The sequence below is a fragment of the Ruminococcus flavefaciens genome, assembly GCF_900108555.1.
Taxonomy (GTDB): Bacteria; Bacillota; Clostridia; order Oscillospirales; family Ruminococcaceae; genus Ruminococcus; species Ruminococcus flavefaciens_P.
In genome coordinates, this window is the sequence record NZ_FNWV01000007.1 from 116345 (window position 1) to 136554 (window position 20210).

The 20210-nt window shown below is 42.8% G+C and carries 12 protein-coding genes; 8 read left to right on the plus strand and 4 right to left on the minus strand.

Features of this window, described 5'->3' with window-relative positions:
• Window positions 1-206: 206 nt before the first annotated feature.
• The 5 genes from BLW60_RS10810 to BLW60_RS10830 are packed head-to-tail and all read left to right on the plus strand — an operon-like array spanning window position 207 to window position 7455.
• Window positions 207-968: an ABC transporter ATP-binding protein gene (locus tag BLW60_RS10810; protein WP_074717236.1), complete on the plus strand. Its 762-nt coding sequence runs from the start codon at window positions 207-209 to the stop codon at window positions 966-968.
• A gap of 5 nt (window positions 969-973) precedes the next feature.
• Window positions 974-3487: an ABC transporter permease gene (locus tag BLW60_RS10815; RefSeq protein ID WP_074717238.1), complete on the plus strand. Its 2514-nt coding sequence runs from the start codon at window positions 974-976 to the stop codon at window positions 3485-3487.
• Window positions 3488-3498: 11 nt separating this feature from the next.
• Window positions 3499-5421 carry a serine hydrolase domain-containing protein gene (locus tag BLW60_RS10820; RefSeq protein ID WP_074717240.1) on the plus strand — a complete coding sequence of 641 codons (1923 nt, stop codon included), beginning with the start codon at window positions 3499-3501 and terminating at the stop codon, window positions 5419-5421.
• A gap of 13 nt (window positions 5422-5434) precedes the next feature.
• Window positions 5435-6184, plus strand: a complete 750-nt coding sequence (locus tag BLW60_RS10825) for a response regulator transcription factor (protein ID WP_074717242.1) — start codon at window positions 5435-5437, stop codon at window positions 6182-6184.
• Window positions 6181-7455 carry a HAMP domain-containing sensor histidine kinase gene (locus BLW60_RS10830; RefSeq protein ID WP_074717244.1) on the plus strand — a complete coding sequence of 425 codons (1275 nt, stop codon included), beginning with the start codon at window positions 6181-6183 and terminating at the stop codon, window positions 7453-7455. Before BLW60_RS10825 ends, BLW60_RS10830 begins: the two co-directional genes overlap by 4 nt.
• A gap of 58 nt (window positions 7456-7513) precedes the next feature.
• Here the strand turns inward: BLW60_RS10830 and BLW60_RS10835 are convergent, their stop codons facing one another.
• Window positions 7514-9535 carry a dockerin type I domain-containing protein gene (locus BLW60_RS10835; RefSeq protein ID WP_074717246.1) on the minus strand — a complete coding sequence of 674 codons (2022 nt, stop codon included), beginning with the start codon at window positions 9533-9535 and terminating at the stop codon, window positions 7514-7516.
• Between the two features lie 368 nt (window positions 9536-9903).
• Here BLW60_RS10835 and BLW60_RS10840 point away from each other — a divergent pair, with 368 nt between their 5' ends.
• A complete protein-coding gene (locus tag BLW60_RS10840) occupies window positions 9904-11409 on the plus strand; it encodes a dockerin type I repeat-containing protein (RefSeq protein ID WP_074717248.1) in 1506 nt (501 codons plus the stop codon).
• A 217-nt stretch (window positions 11410-11626) separates the two neighbouring features.
• Here BLW60_RS10840 and BLW60_RS10845 read toward each other — a convergent pair whose 3' ends face one another.
• Window positions 11627-13180, minus strand: coding sequence for an ABC-F family ATP-binding cassette domain-containing protein (locus tag BLW60_RS10845; protein ID WP_074717250.1), 1554 nt, complete (start codon window positions 13178-13180; stop codon window positions 11627-11629).
• Window positions 13181-13708: 528 nt separating this feature from the next.
• Here BLW60_RS10845 and BLW60_RS10850 point away from each other — a divergent pair.
• Window positions 13709-15172, plus strand: coding sequence for a glycoside hydrolase family 11 protein (locus BLW60_RS10850; RefSeq protein WP_074717252.1), 1464 nt, complete (start codon window positions 13709-13711; stop codon window positions 15170-15172).
• Window positions 15173-15282: 110 nt separating this feature from the next.
• Here the strand turns inward: BLW60_RS10850 and BLW60_RS10855 are convergent, their stop codons facing one another.
• Both BLW60_RS10855 and BLW60_RS10860 read right to left on the minus strand, forming a co-directional pair.
• Entirely contained in the window at window positions 15283-16776 is a 1494-nt protein-coding gene (locus BLW60_RS10855) for a hypothetical protein (protein ID WP_074717254.1), read from the minus strand.
• On the minus strand, window positions 16773-17351 hold the full coding sequence (locus tag BLW60_RS10860; protein ID WP_074717256.1) for an RNA polymerase sigma factor: 579 nt from the start codon (window positions 17349-17351) through the stop codon (window positions 16773-16775). The genes BLW60_RS10855 and BLW60_RS10860 overlap by 4 nt, the downstream gene beginning before the upstream one ends.
• Window positions 17352-17577: 226 nt before the next feature.
• On the opposite strand from BLW60_RS10860, the gene BLW60_RS10865 reads away from it, so the two are divergent.
• The gene (locus BLW60_RS10865; RefSeq protein WP_074717258.1) at window positions 17578-20124 is read left to right on the plus strand and encodes a glycoside hydrolase family 11 protein; all 2547 of its coding nucleotides are present in this window, start codon (window positions 17578-17580) and stop codon (window positions 20122-20124) included.
• Window positions 20125-20210 lie beyond the last annotated feature (86 nt).

A 20210-nucleotide genomic window follows, 5' to 3' on the forward strand; every position in this document is an offset into this window, starting at 1 on the left:
AGTTAAGTGGGGAGAGGTAATATTGAAAAATCAACGCTGCTATGGTATAATTGATATGTTATGATCCTTAATAATAAACAAATAAGAATTTGATAAGAATTATATAGTAGTATGATAAAGATGTTTTTGCCAAAATGAGGTATACTAAGATCACAGAATAAATGCAGGACGCTTTCGGGCGCAGCTGCGGAAAAGGAGTATTTTTTATGAGTACTGCTGTATTACATACAGAAAAGCTGTGCAAGACCTTCTCAAGCGGAGGATTTCAGCAGCACGTTATCAAAAATCTTGATATTGAGATCCGCGAAAAGGATTTTACTGTGATCATGGGGTCTTCGGGCTCGGGAAAATCAACGCTTCTGTACGCGCTTTCGGGTATGGATAAGCCCTCACTGGGTAAGGTTTTCTTCGGAAATGAAGATATATCAGGTTATTCTAACGATGAGCTTGCAGTGTTCCGCCGTAAGAACTGCGGATTTGTATTCCAGAGCATATACCTTCTTGAAAATATGACAGTGTTCGACAATGTTATGACGGGAGCACTTGTTGCACAAAAAAACTCTGCCGACCTTGTTAAAAAAGCCGAACAGCTTCTTGAAAAAGTGGGGATAAAGAAGGAGTGCTGGAAGAAGTATCCCAACCAGCTTTCAGGCGGTGAATGCCAGCGTGTGGGCATAGTTCGTGCAGTAATAAACGAGCCAAAGATACTCTTTGCTGATGAGCCTACGGGAAGTCTTAACTCCGCATCGAGCCATGATGTGCTCGATATTTTTACCGAGCTCCACAATAAAGGGCAGAGCATAGTCATGGTAACGCATGATGTAAAGACAGCTCTCCGCGGAAACAGAGTCATCTTCCTGTCTGACGGTACGATCAGCGGTGAGTATGAGATGCCGAAATTCGGTACTGATGATGTTAAGAAACGCCGTGACGGCTTGCAGGATTTCCTTGACAGAATGGGATGGTGACGGTAATGAGAAAGATCGTCAGACTGTCATGGGCGAACATCAAAAAGCACAAGCTCGAAACCGGTGCACTTGTTATACTCGTCATGCTTTGTATGCTTCTCATAAGCTCTTCCCTTGAAGGAATAAGCAGTATAAAGTCAATATTTCCGAATATGATGAAAAATACCGAAAGCTATGAGAACTATATACTTATTCCCGACAATGCCTATAACAGGGAATATGAAAACATTCTCAGTGCTGATGAGCGCGTTGAAAAAAGCGCGGCTTCAGAGCTTTTGTATAGCATGAGTACGAATTATCTGGACGATAAGGGCAAGGAACAGGCTTTGTATATGGCTTTTATCACAAAGGATAACGAAAATAAGCTTGAACGCGCCGAGATAGAGACTACAATGAGCGATGCCGAGATAGCTGATATCAAGCACCCTATATATATGCCTTTTTCTGTAAAGGACGGCATGGGCTATAAAGTCGGGGATAAATTTGATATGATATTCGGCACGAAAAAGTTCTCGTTTACTGTTACAGGTTTTTATGATACAGTCCTGTTCGACACATCAAGCGGCGGACTTAAAATGATAGTTTCCGATGAGGATTATCATGTGCTTGAAGCTGTGCTCACAAAGTATAACATACTTGTGTATAACGATAATCAGGGCAAGGGCGGAACAGACCTTGGGAATGAGCTGATAGAGGCTTTCGAGGATTATTCAAACCTTGATGTAAAAAGCGGCTACATGATGCTCAACTACAAGAATATCAAAGACGGAGTAGTATTCTTTACAGAGCTTATGCTCAAAGTTATGATAGCTATGGCAGCTGTTATTATAGTAGCAATTATCATAATGATACGCTACAGGATAGCAGGCGACATCAAGGATCAGATCGTTTCGATAGGCGTTCTTGAGGCTATCGGCTATACATCGAAGAATATAACATTCTCATATGTTATCGAGTATCTTATTATCTCGGCTGTGGGAATACTTCTGGGTATCGGCGGCTGTCTGATGCTCTCACCTGTGCTTTTCCGCACCAGCGAGATAATGTCGGGACACCGTATTTACAGCAAGATCACTCTGTCACCTATACTTCTTACAGCAGGCGGCATAATCCTTTTTGTTTCGCTGATAGCCTTTATAAGAGCAAACATGGTAAAGAAATATCCTCCTGTCTGCGCATTCCGCAAGGGCTTGGGAGATCACCGCTTCGGCAAGGAGCGTTTGCCCCTCAGAGATACAAAGAAAAGCGTACATCTTCGTCTTGCCATGAAGGGCTTTCTGAATAACTTCAAGCAGAATATAGGACTTACCGCATGTATCACTATCTCTGCGATCGCTATTGTATTCAGCTTTGTGATGTTCAGCTTCTTCAATGACGGCATGGACGCTATAGTAAAGAGTGCTGGCATGGAAATGAGCAACCTGCGTGTTGAACTTATGAATTCGGCAGATGCTTACGAATTTGCAGCTGAAGTCGAACAGATGCCCGAGGTAAGAAAGGCTACTCCAACATCGGGTCTTTCACAAATGATAAAGCTTGTTGACTGTAACGAGCTCATGTTCCCTATGGCGTTCAGAGACTTTAAGGATACGGAAAATATATTCCCTATAGAGGGACGTTTCCCCGAGCACGACAACGAACTTATGATAACAAATATGTGCTCAAGGTCTGAAAATATAAACGTTGGCGACAGTGTTACACTGGATTATCTCAACGTTAAAAGGAAGTATATAGTAACAGGTATCGTTACCTGTCTTACCAACGGCGGTATAAACATCTATCTCACAGAGGACGGTATGAAGAGGCTGATCCCTACATACACTCCCAATACTGTTGAGGTCTATCTGAAAGACGGCGTAAATGCTGAGGATTTCAGATACAGGCTCACTCAGGAGTACGGCAGGAGCATCTCTGATATGTCAGATGACGAAAGCACAGGCAGTTCATATGAGGACAGAATAAAGGCTGAGGCAGACAGACAGATAGCTGATCTTATGGCAAGCTACGGCGTATCTCATATCGAATATGCTATACAGGCAGGGGACACGGTCATTAAAGGAAACAGCAGCGGATTTATGATAAAGTCTGTTATGAACATATTGGATATTATGAATACCCAGCTTTCGGGGATCGCACAGGCAATATCCGTCACTACAACTTTATTCATGCTTATATCTGCTCTTGTGGTAATGATAATACTGTTTATACTTATGGAGTCAAGCGTAAGGAGACAGCGCAAGGAACTGGGAATAATGAAGGGTATGGGGTATACCTCAAAAGAGCTTATGTTCCAGCTGGCATTCAGGATAATGCCTGCGGCATTGTTCTCGGTCATTATCGGAACTCTTATTGGAATTGCAGCTGTCAATTTGATAACGGGCTATATAGGCTATATAGCTATCAACATTCCTGCGGTCATAGTTCTGGATATATTACTGCTTCTCTTCTGCTTTGGCTGTGCATATATCGGCGCAAGGAAGATAAAGAAGATATCAGTATACGAGCTTATGACGGAATAAGGAGGAGAGATATGAAAAAGAACAGAATAGCGGCACTTGCAGCTGCGGTGGCTATCGCCGCAGTCTCGGCTGCGATACCTGTAAAAGCAGAACATGATATAGTTGAAAATAAATCCTATGACAGCCACGATACGCTTTCATGCATCGGCTCTGTCAGCAAAACTTTTGCGGCAATGGCTGTCATGCAGCTTGCCGATCAGGGCAAGGTGGACATAGATAAACCGATTACAGAGTATCTTCCTGATTTCACAATGGCTGATCCGAGATATAAGGACATAACGGTGCGTATGCTCATGAATCATACTTCGGGCATCATGGGAACTACCGAAGGAGATTTCATGCTCTTCAATGACAGAGATACAGCTCCGCATGATACCATGCTAAAGGAGCTGAGTACACAGAGACTTAAAGCTGATCCGGGGAACTTCGGGGCTTACTGCAATGACGGATTTGAGCTTATTGAGCTTATAGTGGAGCAGGTCAGCGGACAGTCGTTTACGGATTATATAGAAGAGAATATCTGTAAGCCTCTCGGTATGCAGCAGACAGGTACAGCATGGAACGTTTTCCGTACAGATGAACAGGTAAAGACCTTCTGGAACGGAAATGTGCTTCTGGCTACAGATTATTGTATGGATCTGGGTTCGGGAGGAGTACATTCAACAGCGTCTGAGCTTTGTACATTCGGAAGTGCGTTTTTCACAGGCGATGAGCGTATGCTCTCCGACAAGGCAAAGAAGGAAATGAGCACAACATCGGTCGAGGACAAATACGAGGACGGATTTGGTCTGGGCTGGGATCGTGTCGATTATGCAGACTACAGTGCGGCAGGGGTAAAGGTAATAAGCAAGGGCGGAGATACCGTAAATCAACACGCAGGGCTGGTCGTTGCCCCTGACGAAAAGATAAGCGTAGCTGTTCTTTCATCGGGCGGCAGCAGTATGTATGATGAGCTTATGGCAATGGCTCTTATGGATATAGCACTTTCGGAAAAAGGCATAAATATACAGCACAATACACCCGAAACGAAGCAGACTGTTGATACTGTTCCCGAGAAGTATCTTGCTTATGAGGATATATATATATCAGGAGATTCTGTATATTCAGTAACATTCCCTGACAGTAAGTATATGGAGATCACCAACATAAGCAGTGATAAGCGCGAGAAACAACAGTATATGTACACTTCCGATGATGATTTCGTCCGCATGGAGGGGGATATCTCCTCGGGCAAGGCTGTACAGGCAAAGCAGCAGGAGGTCGTTACATTCCAAAAACGAAACGGTGTAGATCATATCTGCGGCGATAATTATTATGAAGTCGGCAGAAAAAATAAGCTTTCCATGTCCTCATACATGATGCAGAGAGCAGAAGCAAATCCTGTCAGTGATGCTGTACAGTCGGCATGGGACGCAAGGAACGGAAAGAAATATTATTTATACAACGGAAAGTACTCCAATACCTGCTACACGGAATATCCATGTGTAAAGATAAAAACTTTACCCGAAGCAAAGGGATATGTTTCTTCCTGCAAGATGATCGACGGCAATAACTTAAAGGCAGCACTTGTTATGCCCGGCGGAAGAGATCTGAAGGATATGACTGTCAGAAGTGAAAACGGTTATGAGGTATTGGATATAACCAACTGCGCTCTGGAGTTTATTTCCGAAGATGCTATCCCCGAGCTTGACAGCAGTATCACAGAAGTAAAGCTCAGCACTAAAAAGGCAGAATGGTTCAGTATCGGAGCTGCGGAGAACAAGACTCTGATACTTGATATACCTGACAATGCAGCAGTGTATGTATATGACCAATATGACAGAGTGACCTATTCGAGCTATATGACGGAATACGGCAATTCAGTACCTCTGCCTGCAAACGGAAAAATCGTCTTTATCGGTGAAGACGGCGGAGTTATAAAGATCTCACAGTAAAAGGAGTAATGTAATGAAATATCAGTGCCTTATGATCGACGATGATGTGACTATCGCAGAAACTACTGCGGAGTATTTCAATATTTTTGATATCAGCACAGCCTATGTTACCAGCTTTGAGGACGCGGTGAAGTTCCTTGAAGAAAATCAGGTATCGCTTCTGCTGCTGGATATCAATCTTGGTGAAAGATCAGGATTTGAACTGTGCAAACAGGTCAGGGCACAGTATGATATGCCTATACTGTTCATAAGCGCGAGGACAAGCGATGATGATGTCCTTACTGCGCTGAACATAGGCGGCGATGATTACATAAAAAAGCCTTATACCCTTAATATCCTTCTTGCAAAGGTAAAGGCTATACTTAAACGATATGAAAGATCAGCGGAGGCGGCAGTTGCTGTCTCCGCCAAAGCCGTTTCATCGGGTGATACCATGAAGCAAAGGGAAGTGGTCATAAAAGACGGACTTGTTCTTGACACGGGCAGGCGCAAGCTCATTAAAAACGGCGCTGAGGTCAGCCTTAAAGCTATGGAATACAAAATGCTCGTATATCTTCTTGAAAAGCGCGGATTTGTCGTGACAAAGGACGAGTTCCTGAAAAATGTCTGGGGAGATGAATTCATAGGGGAGGGAACTCTTGCGGTGCATATACGTCATCTGCGCGAAAAGATAGAAAGCGATCCAAATTCTCCTGATATCATCAAGACTGTATGGGGAGTAGGATATATTATCGAGGACGGAGAGGCAGGACAGGAAGCATGAAGTTTTATATCAGGCTCCTGCTTACCATAGCCGCTATAATCATATGCGGCATAATAATATTTGCCGGCATAACAAGCTCTTACAGGAGCAGCAAGACAGATACGCTGTTATTGAATGACATCACACAGACTGTGAAGGAGCAATGGAACGATATAGGTGCTTTTGACAGTGATGCTTTCAGCGATGAGATGATAATTTTCAATAGTGACGAGTTCGTTGTGTATTCCGATGTAAGCAGCGAGCTGAAAGATGTGAATTCAGTTGAGGAAGCTGTAAATAAGGGCTGTCTGTGTCTGTCGGTGGCTGACGGCAGCCGCCTGCTGGGCACGATAATCATACCCGATCCCGATAAAACAAAGTTCAATATAGCGAAACGAAAGCTCATTATGGCTGCGCTGTTAATGGCGATGATGTTTATTCTTGCAGGTACGATGTATGGTGCCTACGTAAGAAAGAATATTATAACCCCGTTTAAGGAAATGGAGCAGTTCGCCGTGAATGTAGCTTCGGGAAGTCTGGACGAGCCTATAATGCTGGAGAAGAACAATCTCTTCGGAGCGTTTACGGAAAGCTTTGATATCATGCGTGAGGAGCTTAAACGTTCAAGGCAGGTCGAAAATGAATTGAAGCAGAAAGAAAAAGAAATGATAGCTTCCCTGAGTCATGATCTGAAAACTCCTATAACAGGCATAAAGCTCATTTGCGAGCTGCTTATGGTAAAGGTAAAAGATGAGTATGTGGGTGAAAAAGTCGGCAACATTCATCAGAAGGCTGAACAGATCAACATTCTTGTCAGTGATCTGCTTTCTTCTGCACTTGAAGATCTCGGCGAAATGAATGTAAACTGCTGCGATGAGAGTTCAGAGATACTGCACGAGCTTGTTGCCGAGCATGACAGCCGCTGTCTTGCAAATGAGGGCGTGATACCGCAGTGTCTCATGCGTGTGGACAGACCAAGACTTTCACAGGTCATTGGCAATATAATCAGCAACTCATACAAGTACGCAGGCACGGTCATAGATATAGGCTACAGCATAAATGACAGCTACCTTGAGATGTACATACGGGATCACGGTGCAGGAGTTCCTGCCGATGAGCTTGACCTGATAACGAGCAAATTCTACCGCGGCAAGAAAAACTCAGTGGGCAAGGAAGGCAGCGGCCTCGGACTGTATATCGCAAGCGAGCTTATGGATAAGATGAACGGCGAGCTTATATGTTCAAGCCCGAACGATGGCTTCTGCGTTACGCTGATGATACCGCTTTCATAAAAATGCAGTATAATAATTAAGGAGTATGGCTTTTGCAAGTCATACTCCTTTTTTAACATTATTTCTTTGCGTCATTCTGCATGAATTCGTCCATTGAGATAACACTCTGCTTTGCAGTGGAAGCATATGTGTAGTACGCAAGTATCTTTGAAGCATCGACAGAATCAACTATGCCGTCTTTGTTTACATCGGCAGCAGTTTCCTGCTTTTCGTTGAAGCCGCTCTTCTGATTTGTCGATGTCTGAGCATAATTTCTCAGTACGATAGAAGCGTCAACAGAATCTACTCTTTTACTGTTATCCACATCACCGAGAGAATAATCCTCCTGTATTGCAGGCTCGACAGGAGTTACGGGAGTCTCGGGATTTTCAGGGATAGTGAACTCTATTGACTTTCTGTTGACTTCGAGCATCTGGTTAAGCATTTCCGTAAATTCGGTACGTGTTGCCTTTCCGTGAGGATCTATCAGACGCTCCTCCTTGGGTGCGCCCTCCTCGCCCTTACCGTCTATGATATGCCATGTACAAGCCCAGCATATAGCCTCCCAGTGGTCGAAGTCCACCTCGTAATAGTCCATGAAGTCATCACTTCTGCCGAAGTCGATAGAACGCTCATAGCCCATATATTCCGAGAAACGCATCATCATAAGCGCTACATCTTCTCTTGTTACCCATTTGCCAACGCCGAATGTATCGGATACAACATAGGGATAACCGAGGCAGAGAGCATTTTTCTCGCCCCAGAGCAGTGCGTCCTCATACCATGCACCGTGCTCTACATCTGTAAATCTTGACTTCAGTCCGCTAACGCTTGGCTTTCCTGCCATTTCATACAGTGTCTGTACAGCAGCCTCTCGTGTGATAAGCTCTTTTGTGTCAGTTATAGCGTCATCGTTGTCCTCATACACGGGGAAAGAGCCGTTGGATTCAGCATTGAGCTTTACTGTATTGTTAATGGCGAGGAAGAAGATGTTATCCTTGCCTGTGGAAGTATCTCCGCCATAGTCGATAGTCCATGCGGTGAATTTGCCGTAGTTCCATACATCCTGTTTCGCACCCTCGTTATAGGTCTTTATAAGATACGGATTGCGGCTTATGTCAAGTTCCGTAAAGTCGTTTATAAAAGCCTGCAAGAAGCGCAGATTTGCATGATAGGAAAGATCAAGGCTTTTAAGGTGATTTTGCATACAATCCAGATAAGCAAGCTTTGGATTATGTGAAAGGTCAAGCTCAGTAAGCTCGTTGTAAGCACAGCTGAGCTTGTTCAGCTCGGGATTATGGCTAACGTCAACACTGGTCGCACCGTTATTGGAGCAGTTGTAATACTGCAAGCCCGGGCACTTGCTGACATCTATGCTTCCGAGTTCGTGGTTGTCCCAGACATTAAGTCTCTTCATTCTCGGACAGCAGGTAACATCAAGTGTCTTGAATTTATTTCTGAAAGCGTCAAGGTGCTGCATATTGGGATTATGGCTCAGGTCAAGCTCGGTAAGCTCACAGTCGCCGCACATAAGATGTTCAAGCACGGGGTTTTTGGAAACGTCAAGTTTCTTCAAAGGATTTGAATTACATTCGATATATGACATCTTGGGGTTTTTAGTAACGTTCAGCGATGTCAGCTTGCAGTTGTAGCAGTATACCCATTCAAGAGTCGGAAGATTTGAAAAATCCAGTGACGTGAACAGATTATCCGAACACCATATACCTGTTATCTGCTGGTTCTTGCTGAGGTCCATTGTCTCTATCTGATTATCCATGCAGTAGAGTCCGCGCAGTTCCACAAGATACTCGATACCCTTTAGTGATTTTATCTTCTTTCCGTTGCACCATACGTTTCTTGCATAAAGTATTTCTTCAGGATCAAGAGTGCCGTTTCTGTCCTTGTCAAAAGCACTTGAAACATATTCCCTGAAATTAGCATCGGGGAATGTTGAAGAAGTTATCTTTACGGACTGGATACCGTCAGTAAACGCGGCATCTCCTTTTATATCGGGCTTTATCATTCCGCCGCCCAGCGTCAGCATCATTGCCGTACAGCCTGCAATGAGCTTTGTTATCCTGCAATCCCTTTTTTTCATCATTCACTACTTCCCTTCTTTTCGCCGTTTAAAGGCATGATTTTTAGAAAAACGTATACATAAAGAATGTACATAAAATCAAATCATAAACATCTCAAAAAATTCATTTTACCGATCTTATCAAGTTATAATACATTGAAAGGAATCTGTTTTTATCATATCACAAATCAGCGTATGTGTCAATATTCTGGCGAAAACTCCGCAAAAAATGCAACTTTTCCACATTTTGTCCCTCATCATATTTTTCTCACAGCAACACCGATAAACAGTAATATTGCTCTTGACTTTTTCACTAAAATACTGTACAATTTATGTAATGTTATAGATGTTTTGTGCTCACGAAAATGATTATTTTTAAGGAGGATCAGGTTATGAAATTCAAAAAGGCATTATCCATACTCGGTGCATTGGTACTAAGCTTTTCATACGCTTCATCGGCTGCTGTATGTACTTCCGCTTCACTTATCTCAGATATCGTAGACAAGGTAAATAATGATGTTTTCAACTATTTCAGTATAATCGAAGAAACAGGCGGATACAGCAGTGCAGTTATAGCTATGGAAGAGCCTGCAAGTACGCTGGAATTCAGAAACATTGAAGAGAGCCAGCTCAAAGCTCAGCCGCCTATGTATTATGCAGGCACTATTGAAATCGGCGGCGAAACATATCATGTATGCAGACGCAAGGGATTAACTTACACCGAGAAGATAGAAAATCTCGAAACCGATTATAACGATTACATTTTTTATCATGTATGCCCTGACGGCAGTTCATCTGAGGAATTTCCCTCTTTCCCGCTCTATGAGCTTATCGAGGGTGCAAAGCATTTCGGACTTAAAACAGGCAAAATGAGCAGTGTCAAGTTAGACGAAAACACATATAAATGTAACTGCGATACTACTGCGCTGAAAAAAGAGGGCGTTGAGACTACAGGCAAGCTGTATTCGGATCTTTCGATGATGAGAGCCAACTATATGATCATTGATAACTACGTTTTTTATTCGCCTGAGTATTATCTTTTACGCGGCAGCAATATGTACGCTTATACAGGGGGCTGCTTCACCGTAAACGCCAAAGAGTACCAATTTCTCTATACCGAAAAGTCTGTAGACTCAACTGTGGACATCAACCTTAACAGGACATCGGTGTATGAGCTTAACTCCGAAAACGATATATGCATTGACTGTCAGATGGACGACAGCCTTGAAGGTAAATACGCAATGGTCTATACATTCTATACACCGTATGATACCAATTCACTCATCACTTTCAGAATAGTAGAAAAGGTTGCGGGTATGGACATGGAAGAATTCTTCAGCAGCTATTCAAAAAAGCAGGGTATCGGCAATGATTATTCCTACCGTTCATCAGAGCTTATGACCACCTATACCGAAAACGGCAATGAATATGACCTCTATAAAGTAATTTATCATTTCATCGGTGAATTTCGGTCGTACGATGAAGTATGCTATTTTGCAGTCCGCAAGGACACCGATGATGCCGCTTCTTACAAAGACACTATGAGCGTATACGATCATATGAGTCATATCCCCGAGCTTGAATCAGGCAGCGAAATATTTGATATCGAGCTTGCTTTCCACAACTGCGGTGCAACGGGTGATATAAGCGTTATCAAAAACGATATACGCTTTGAAAAAAGAGAAGCCACCGAAATAATAGCAGGTGACTTCAATAACGATAAAATTATAGATGCGTTTGACATCGTATCAGCAAGAAATGCTATCATCTCAAAACTTGATGATGAAAATGCCAAAACGGACGGGCGAATGGATCTTAACAAAAACGGAAGCTTCGATATTGCGGATTTAGTACTTCTTCAATCATTCGTCCTCGGAAAAATAAAAACCTTACCATAAAACAACGCGTCACGCGATCACGCGATGATCGTTTATGTATCGTAAAATATCCCTCGCGGCGTAATATTTATGCTTTGGAAAATTATGCCGCGGAGCAAGGGTGCAGCGTCACGCAATCACGCGATGATCGTTTATGTATCGTAAAATATCCCTCGCGGCGTAATATTTATGCTTTGGAAAATTATACCGCGGAGCAAGGGTGCAGCGTCACGCTGCCTTAGATTATCTTGGTTGACCATTCTTCGATATTCCAGATGTTATCGGCGATATCCATGTAGAATTCCGGTTCGTGGCTTACGATGAGAACAGTTCCCTTGTAGTCCTTTATAGCCTTTTTCAGCGACTCCTTTGCGTCAACATCAAGGTGATTTGTGGGCTCATCGAGTACGAGGAGATTTACTTCCTTCAGCATTATCCTGCATATCCTTACCTTTGCGTTTTCACCGCCTGAGAGTACCCTCATCTGTGATGTGATATGCTCTGTAGTGAGTCCGCACTGTGCAAGGGCAGCTCTTACTTCTGCATTTGTCATTGAGGGGTATTCTTCCCATATAACATCGAGTGCAGTTTTTGATGTGCTTTCCTCTTCCTGCTCGAAGTAACCGTATTCCACGAACTGGTCATGCTCAACATAGCCCGATATAGGCGGGATTATTTTAAGGAGAGTTTTCAGCAGAGTGGATTTTCCTATGCCGTTAACTCCGCGTATAGCTATTTTCTGACCGTTCTCGACTTTTACGGATATAGGCTTTGTGAGCGGTTCATCATAGCCGAGGACTACGTTCTTACAGTCGATGACTACACGTCCGGGAGTACGTGCTTTTCTGAACGAGAATGTGGGCTTCGGCTTTTCGCGCATAAGGGTTATCTTGTCCATTTTATCAAGCTTTTTCTGACGTGACTTAGCCATGTTTGTCGTAGCGACTCTTGCCTTGTTGCGTGCGATGAAGTCCTCAAGGTCAGCGATCTCTTTCTGCTGCTTTTCGTAAGCCTGTTCGATCTGCTTCTTTTTCAGTTCGTACATTCTCACGAAGTTGTCGTAATCGCCTGTATAGCGCGTCATAACTGCATTCTCAACATGGTATACCACATTTATTACGCTGTTCATGAAGGGTACGTCATGGGATACAAGTATGAATGCGTTTTCGTAGTTTTGCAGGAAGTTTGTCAGCCATCTGATGTGGTTTTCGTCGAGGAAGTTTGTAGGCTCGTCGAGTATAAGTATCATGGGATTTTCAAGCAGCACCTTTGCCAGCAGTACTTTTGCTCGCTGACCGCCTGAAAGCTCCGCAACGTCCCTGTCAAGACCAATCTCATTAAGTCCGAGTCCGTTCGCGTACTCGGATATTTTTGCGTCTATGGTGTAATAGCCGCTGTAATCGAGAATACTTTGTATCTCGCCGACTTCCTCCATAAGTGAATTCATTTCCTCATCGGAGCAGTCTGACATTTTCTCATAAAGGGTGAGCATTTCTGCTTCAAGCTCCGAGAGGTGGTCGAAGGCTTCACGAAGCACATCGCGGATAGACTTGCCCTTTGCAAGTGTGCTGTACTGATCGAGATAGCCTGTGGTAATGTGTCTGCACCATTCTATTTTACCCTCATCAGGCTGGAGCTTGCCCATGATAATATTCAGAAATGTGGATTTACCTTCGCCGTTAGCTCCCACAAGTCCGACGTGCTCGCCTTTGAGAAGGCGGAAAGAAGCGTCATTGAGTATCTGCCTCGCACCAAATCCGTGGGTTACGTGTTCAACATTGAGTATGCTCATAATATCCTCCAATTTTAGACATATTATTCATTATAGCATATTTTTTTGTAAACAGCAACACTTAAAGCAAGAATATCGCGGCCTGTATAATTGCAGGTCTTTTTTATTGTCTGAACGTACCCTATCCGAAAAGATCAGGGGATAAATTTTGAAAAATTTGTCACTTTTTTCCTTTATGTGTCGAGTGTACTATATAGAACAGGTTTTTTCACAGAAAGGAACTTCAAAATGAAAAACAGATTTATAATGACGGCAGCAGCAGAGTTTCTTGCGGGCTCATAAGCTCAGATGTTAAAAGAATCTGTCTGGAAGAATCAAATGCTTACTTCCACGGTGAAAGATCAGCTGAGGAAGCAGCTAAACTCATGCAGAATCGTATTTCTATATTTGTCAGTGAAAAAGAACTGACAGGAAATACTTTTCATAATCCCCCCAATGTCGCACCTCCGTGTGGGGGTGCGCCTTTTTTTGATACATTCATGACACGATCATTGAAGTATATAATTTTAAATACAAGGAGTGATAAAAATGAAACTAACAAAAATCAAAAAGTCGATCTGCACAGCTATCACAGTTCTTATGGCTGCCGCAAGCATACCGACCATGGCTAATGCCGCTGATGATTACCAGGATACAGGCAATATCGGCGGTTTCGACTGGGAAGTATGGAATCAGGAGAGTAAGGGCAATTTCTCATGGGAACCCTCAGCAGGTTCGTTCACCTGCTCGTGGAGCGGTATCGAGAATTTCCTTGCGCGTATGGGTAAGAATTACGACAAACAGAAGAAGAACTACAAGGCTTTCGGAGATATAGTTCTGTCCTATGATGTTGAGTATACACCAAAGGGTAATTCTTATATGTGCATTTACGGCTGGACGAGAAGTCCTCTTGTGGAGTACTATATCGTAGAAGGCTGGGGCGACTGGAGACCGCCGGGAAATGAAGGCGAAAGCAAGGGAAGCGTGACCATTGACGGCAATACCTATGATATACTCAAGTCAAGACGTTACAACAAGCCTTCCATTGACGGTACACAGACGTTTGACCAGTACTGGAGCGTTCGCAGAACAAGCGGCTCTGCAAATAACAAGACCAACAATATGAAGGGTACGGTATCTGTTACAAAGCACTTCGATGCATGGGCTAAAGCAGGTCTTGATATGTCAGGTACTCTCTATGAAGTATCTCTCAATATCGAGGGTTATAAGTCAAATGGTTCTGCCAAGGTAAAGTCTATTTCATTCGACAAGGCAGATATCGTACCCGAGCCTGTAATTGAGCCCGTAAAGCCTGATGCAAACGGATACTATTTCAAGGAAAAGTTCGAGGACGGCACAGGTGATTGGGCAGGCCGCGGCGATGCGACAGTCAAAACAAGCTCAGAGGGATACGACGGTTCAAAGGGATTATTTGTTTCGGGACGTACCGAGGAATGGAATGGTGCTTCTATAGCTCTTGACAGCAACACATTCAAGGCAGGCGAGACCTACAGCTTCGGCGTTAATGTTAAGCAGCTTTCGGGTTCTGCAACACCAATGAAGCTCACTCTTCAGTACACTGATCAGGACGGAAAAGAGATCTATGATACTGTAGCAGAAAAATCCGCTTCAGATGAATGGATAGAACTTTCCAATTCTTCTTATACTATCCCCGAGGGGGCTTCAAATCTTATCCTTTACGTTGAAGCTCCGAAAAGTCTTACGGATTTCTATATCGACAACGCTTATGCAGGTATCAAAGGCACTAAGCCTCTTGTAACTCCAAGCGGTACAGTAAAGTCCTCAGATGATATGCGAGGCGATATAAACGAGGACGGCACAGTTGATGTTTTCGACCTTATACAGTTAAGAAAAGGTATTATCGACTTAAAAACCGGCACAGTTCCTGCGAATTACGATGTAAACGGTGACGGTACTGTCGGTGTGGCTGACCTTGTATGCTTGCAGAAGCATATTCTCGGTACATCATCTATCCCTGAACCAACTAAATAATATAGAAACTTTTATGTTTATCAATGAGAAAAGCCCCTTTTGAAAAAGGGGCTTTTTCCGATTAACTATAAACTTCTATGCAAGCACTGCGGTCATAAGGCGGTAAATGTTTACTCGTTATCATAACATTCACTGAAATAGATGAATTCTACGCTTATATAATTGGAAGCGATCACGTCGCCGCAGTAATATGATTTGTTTTTGAAGTCGATATCAAGATCGCACAAGTCGAAATATTCCTGTTTATCATTTGGACGGCAGCGTACCTTTATATGGCATGGCGCATCATCGTTTTTGCCGTAATCAACGCAGAACCCTAAGTGACTGCTGTCAGGATCATCGGAATAAATGTCATTGTTATCGGTTTTGACCAGTACAGTACCGTCGGCGTATGTATCCGTATGCTCTACGATATACTGAGTACCGCTTTCGAGTATGCCTTTATTCAGGAAAAATGACTTGTCGATATCTACAGTGGCAAAGTCTTCAAAGTGAGGATCAGCCTTTCTCTGTTCAGCTCTCTGCTGCTCCTGCTCTTCCATTTCTCTGCGGTATTCTTTAACTCCGTCTGCTTCATCTATCACATATACAAAGTCATTTATATCGTTGAAATTATAGGAAGAGTACTTTGCGAGCCTGCTGTTATATTCTTCCTCTGAAACTTTATCACCGCGATTATACCATATGTCTTTAGGACGATAATCAGCCTCATTTCTGTGGGCATCAAAATCTTCCCAGTCACTGCCGTGATAATAGTCGTCAATATCAAGTGAGTAATCCTCATTCATAGTTATGTACAGGTGTACACCGCCGCTTTCCTTATCATAAAGATAGATGCAGCTTTCATCATCGCTTATTTTAGGCATTGATGTGCTCATTATCGAAGCAGGTCTGCCGTATTCATTTATATCACATACATATTCAGAACCGTTATAGCGATAGATAAGAGTCTGGTAATAAGCGTTCTCGAAAAATACCATAAGCTCGGAAGTACCGTCAGCATTCATGTCGATATATTTGTACTGTACATCAATTGCATATGCTGTATGTATAAAATCGTCAATTACTTTCTGTCGCGCTCTTGCAATTTCTTCATCAGGTACAGGAGAAGATATATTGAAATTCTTTGCTACATATGTGGTAACAGTGGTCATTTCGGGTAAGGTCTCTGTCGATGAGGTAGTTACAGTTCCTGTTCCTGTGTTTGTTACAGTCGTACCTGTGTTGGTAACATTCTGATTTGCATTTGTGGTTATAGTCTGCTCAGGTATTACAGTAGTATCAGGTTTCCTGTGGAGCATAATAGCAGTCGTTCCGATAAGCACAGCCGCAGCTGCACAGCTTGCGGCAGCAGTAACTATGCGCTTTATCTTTGAACGCTTGTACTCTTCCGCATTGCCCGATACGGTATACTCGTCATTCTCTGTATATGTGTTATCTGTTTCTGTAATTCCTTTTGCTCTGTTGAATTTTTCCTTGCTCATTTTTAACATTCTGTCTTTAGCGTTTTGTGTAAGTATAGGAGTATCTGCTCCCATTTCCTTTATCTTTTTCTCATCTGCATTTTCAAGCACTTCAAACCCTATCTTTCTGTTCTCGTTCATATTTCTCCCTCCTTCAGATCATAGCCTTCAGCTGTAAGAAGTTCTTTCAGTTTTTTCAAGGCTCGGCTGCATTTTACACGGACAGTTGCAGCGGGCAGCGATAATTTTTTGCCTATCTCATTGGATCTCATGTTGTAATAATACTTGTGTATCATAATAGATGAGTCTGGTTCGCCGAGAGACTTTATACATTTTATCATTATGTCCTGAAGCTCTGACTGTTCAGCATTTTTAGCCACCGTATCCTCGGAGGGCAGCTGAGTTGTCATCTCCTCGATATAGGTCGTTCTGTCGCTCTTGGCGGACAGCGAATGGAACATATTTATAGCTTTGTTTGAGGCTATCCTGCCTATGTAGCCTTTAAGGTCGCCGTTTATGTTCTGTTTGCTGTCATAGCAGAGAAAAACGGCAGAAAAAACATCACTGACACATTCTTCTATGTCCTCGGCACTTCCGCAGCTCCTTAGCTTATTGAAAACGATCGAATATACATAGTTGATATATTCCTCAAAGAGTGCGTTCTGTGCAGCGGCAGGCGACTTTTCAAATAAAGCGCGGTATTCATTATCAGTCATAATATTCCTCCTTTTCAATTGTTTTTGCTGTGGTCTATCGTTTTCATTATACTTACTCAGGTAAAGAATGTAAAGTGTTTCAGAAAAACAAAAATTTTTTTGTCAGGGCAGTGTCCATATTAAATGTATGTAAAATAGCAAAATTTTGCTTGATTTTTGGAAAAGTGTAGTATATAATATGTGCATAATATAACGTTTAATATCAAACATTTAAAGGAGGGCAAAAATGAACAAGTGTATGAAGAAGATGTTCTCAGCTATGACTGCGGCGGCAGTGTGTGCTGTGAACATGACTGTTTTCCCTGCATATTCAGGTATCATCATAGACCATAACAGCAGCGGTGTCGATAAGGGCTACTATTACGAATTCACAAATAATGACAAGGACGGTACTGCTTGTGTTAATATGGAACCGGGCGGATATTACGAGTGCAGCTGGGGCAATGAAGAGACCTTTTCAACAGCAAGAGGCTGGAAGTTTGCTTCACCTGTAAAGTATTCAGACCTTGGCTATATTTCTTTGTGCTATATGCAGTATGTGAACATTGACGGATTTTACTCAAAAGACGGTTATGTAAGATTTGGTATACGTGTACGCAATTCCGACGGCAAGACCTTTACTATCCTTGAACAGGACGAATCTTCTGACAAACTCAGTATCGCCGAAAAGAACGACGGATACGAAAAGATCGGAAGCTTAGAATGTGTGGACGAATTCAAGGAAAAAAACATATGGGGAGAGTTCAGCGAAGTCAAAAAACAGAGCGTGGATTATACACTTTATTCTTTTGCGGACGAAAATTCTCCAATGTTATACCGCAGAGATGAGTCATTGGAAGCTAATTTCTTCAATGATAATACACGTTGGGTATGTGTCAGCGATAAACTTGATGCAATGGCAGCAGCAGGCTGCGATATAGGTGATATTACTGATATCACTTTATTTGTTGAGGCTGCACAGTCAAAGGGCGATGCCAGAATATATATGTCTGAAATTGAAATAGAGAATATGCACGAGCTTGTACAGCATGAGTGTGAAGATGAGGAAGCACCACTGATCCTGAGAGGATATTATGATGACGGTGTACGCACAGATCACTATTATAATTTAAGCAGCGGCTATCCTGCAAGAATGCAGGTGCTTGCTCCTTCGCTTTTCAAAGCTGACTGGGATTCGACAGAAAATAAATATAACAACGATCCGGTCTTCCAGCGCGGAAAGCAGTATAAGGAAGGCCAGTCCTATAAGGCAGTTGCAAATTCTTCCATAGATTATTCAATGAATATGGACGTGGAGGGAAAATACTTCACAGCTGTCTATGCGGATATTGTAGGACCTCAGACGGACGAGTATAACTACGCAGTGGATATATATATCGTTGATGCTTATCAGGACTGGAGCCCGAATTATGTTGAAAAAGTAGGAGAGCTTACAGCAGATGAACAGGATTATGATGTATATTACGTTTTATCGACTCTTGTAGGAAGCTTCAAGCCTGTCCGCAGACATACATATTATTTTATCAGCAAAGATGCAGAAGAAAACGGCAGGAACGGAAAGGTTTCCGCTAAGCATGAGCTTGCACCGTTTACTGAGTTCATAAAAGAAAAGGGAACGATCTTGGGCGAACCTGCAACGCTGACCGCTTTTGTGAACGGCGGTACAGCAAAGGGAAGTGTGGAGCTTGTAAAGAATGAGGTCACTATCCCAGAGTTTACTCCCGATGACGGTTACTATGCAAGAGAGCTCAGTAAGGTTTCTGTCGACTCAGAACATCGCTTCCGGACATTAGATGATGTATTCTATGATGTTGAAGGTGAGAATGTTTCCATGGAGGGCTATGCAGGCGAGAAGATAGACTGTAAATGGCAGAAAGGATCTGAGCCGTGGTCATCATCGGGTATAGATAAAGAGCATCATTCTTTCAGTATAATCAAGGATCGAATAGATAGTTTTGACTGGAATGATATTGGAGGTGTGGTTTCTTTCACAGATCCTGCTTCCGATGACTCACAAGAGACAGATGCAGGCACAGCTGATCTGATAGGCGGCTTTAAAGATGATGAAAAGGTCTATGTGGATTACAGCGTTGACCTCGGAGAGCTCAGCGATGAGGGCGAAGAGTCAAACGTTATCATAGGCGGATATGTACAGTGCCATAATAATGATTATCAAGCTAAATCTTCATGGAACGGCTTTTTCTGGGATAACGGAGAGTGTCAGAACTATAATATACTTATCGCCGATAAATGGGATAAGGAAATAGGAACAGAGATAATTGATTTCCCTGCACGTGACGTTATCGAACTCGGTACTATAGAGTCTGACGGTGTGGTATATAATGTAAAGGAATATTATCCCGAAGCCGCAGCAAGGATCACTCCTTATATAATAGTATCACGCGCTGAATCGCTTGCTCCGTCAGAGGCTGAGGATATCCCCGAAAAGTTTACACGCTATGAAAATACGATATGTATTACCGATATTGTTGAAAAGCTCAAAGCCTTTGATCTGAAACTGCATACGACACAGTTAGCAGGTTTTCAGATGCATACCTTCCATAATGCAGGCTCGGCTGTCATAAATACTGCTGAGATCAAGGTGATACCCGATGAAGAAAAGCTCTATACAGCTGATGATGTTCAGAAGCTCAAAGACTTCATTCTCGGAAAAAAGGTAGATATTGATAAAGATACGAACTACGACCTCAACGGCGACGGCTTATGGGATACATATGATCTTTGCCTGATGAGAAACAGGATTGAAAAATAATATTAAAGTAATAGGGACGAATGATCGGTCATTCGTCCCTTATTTTTTATAAAAAAATCCCTCGGTACGATACCGAGGGAAAAAAT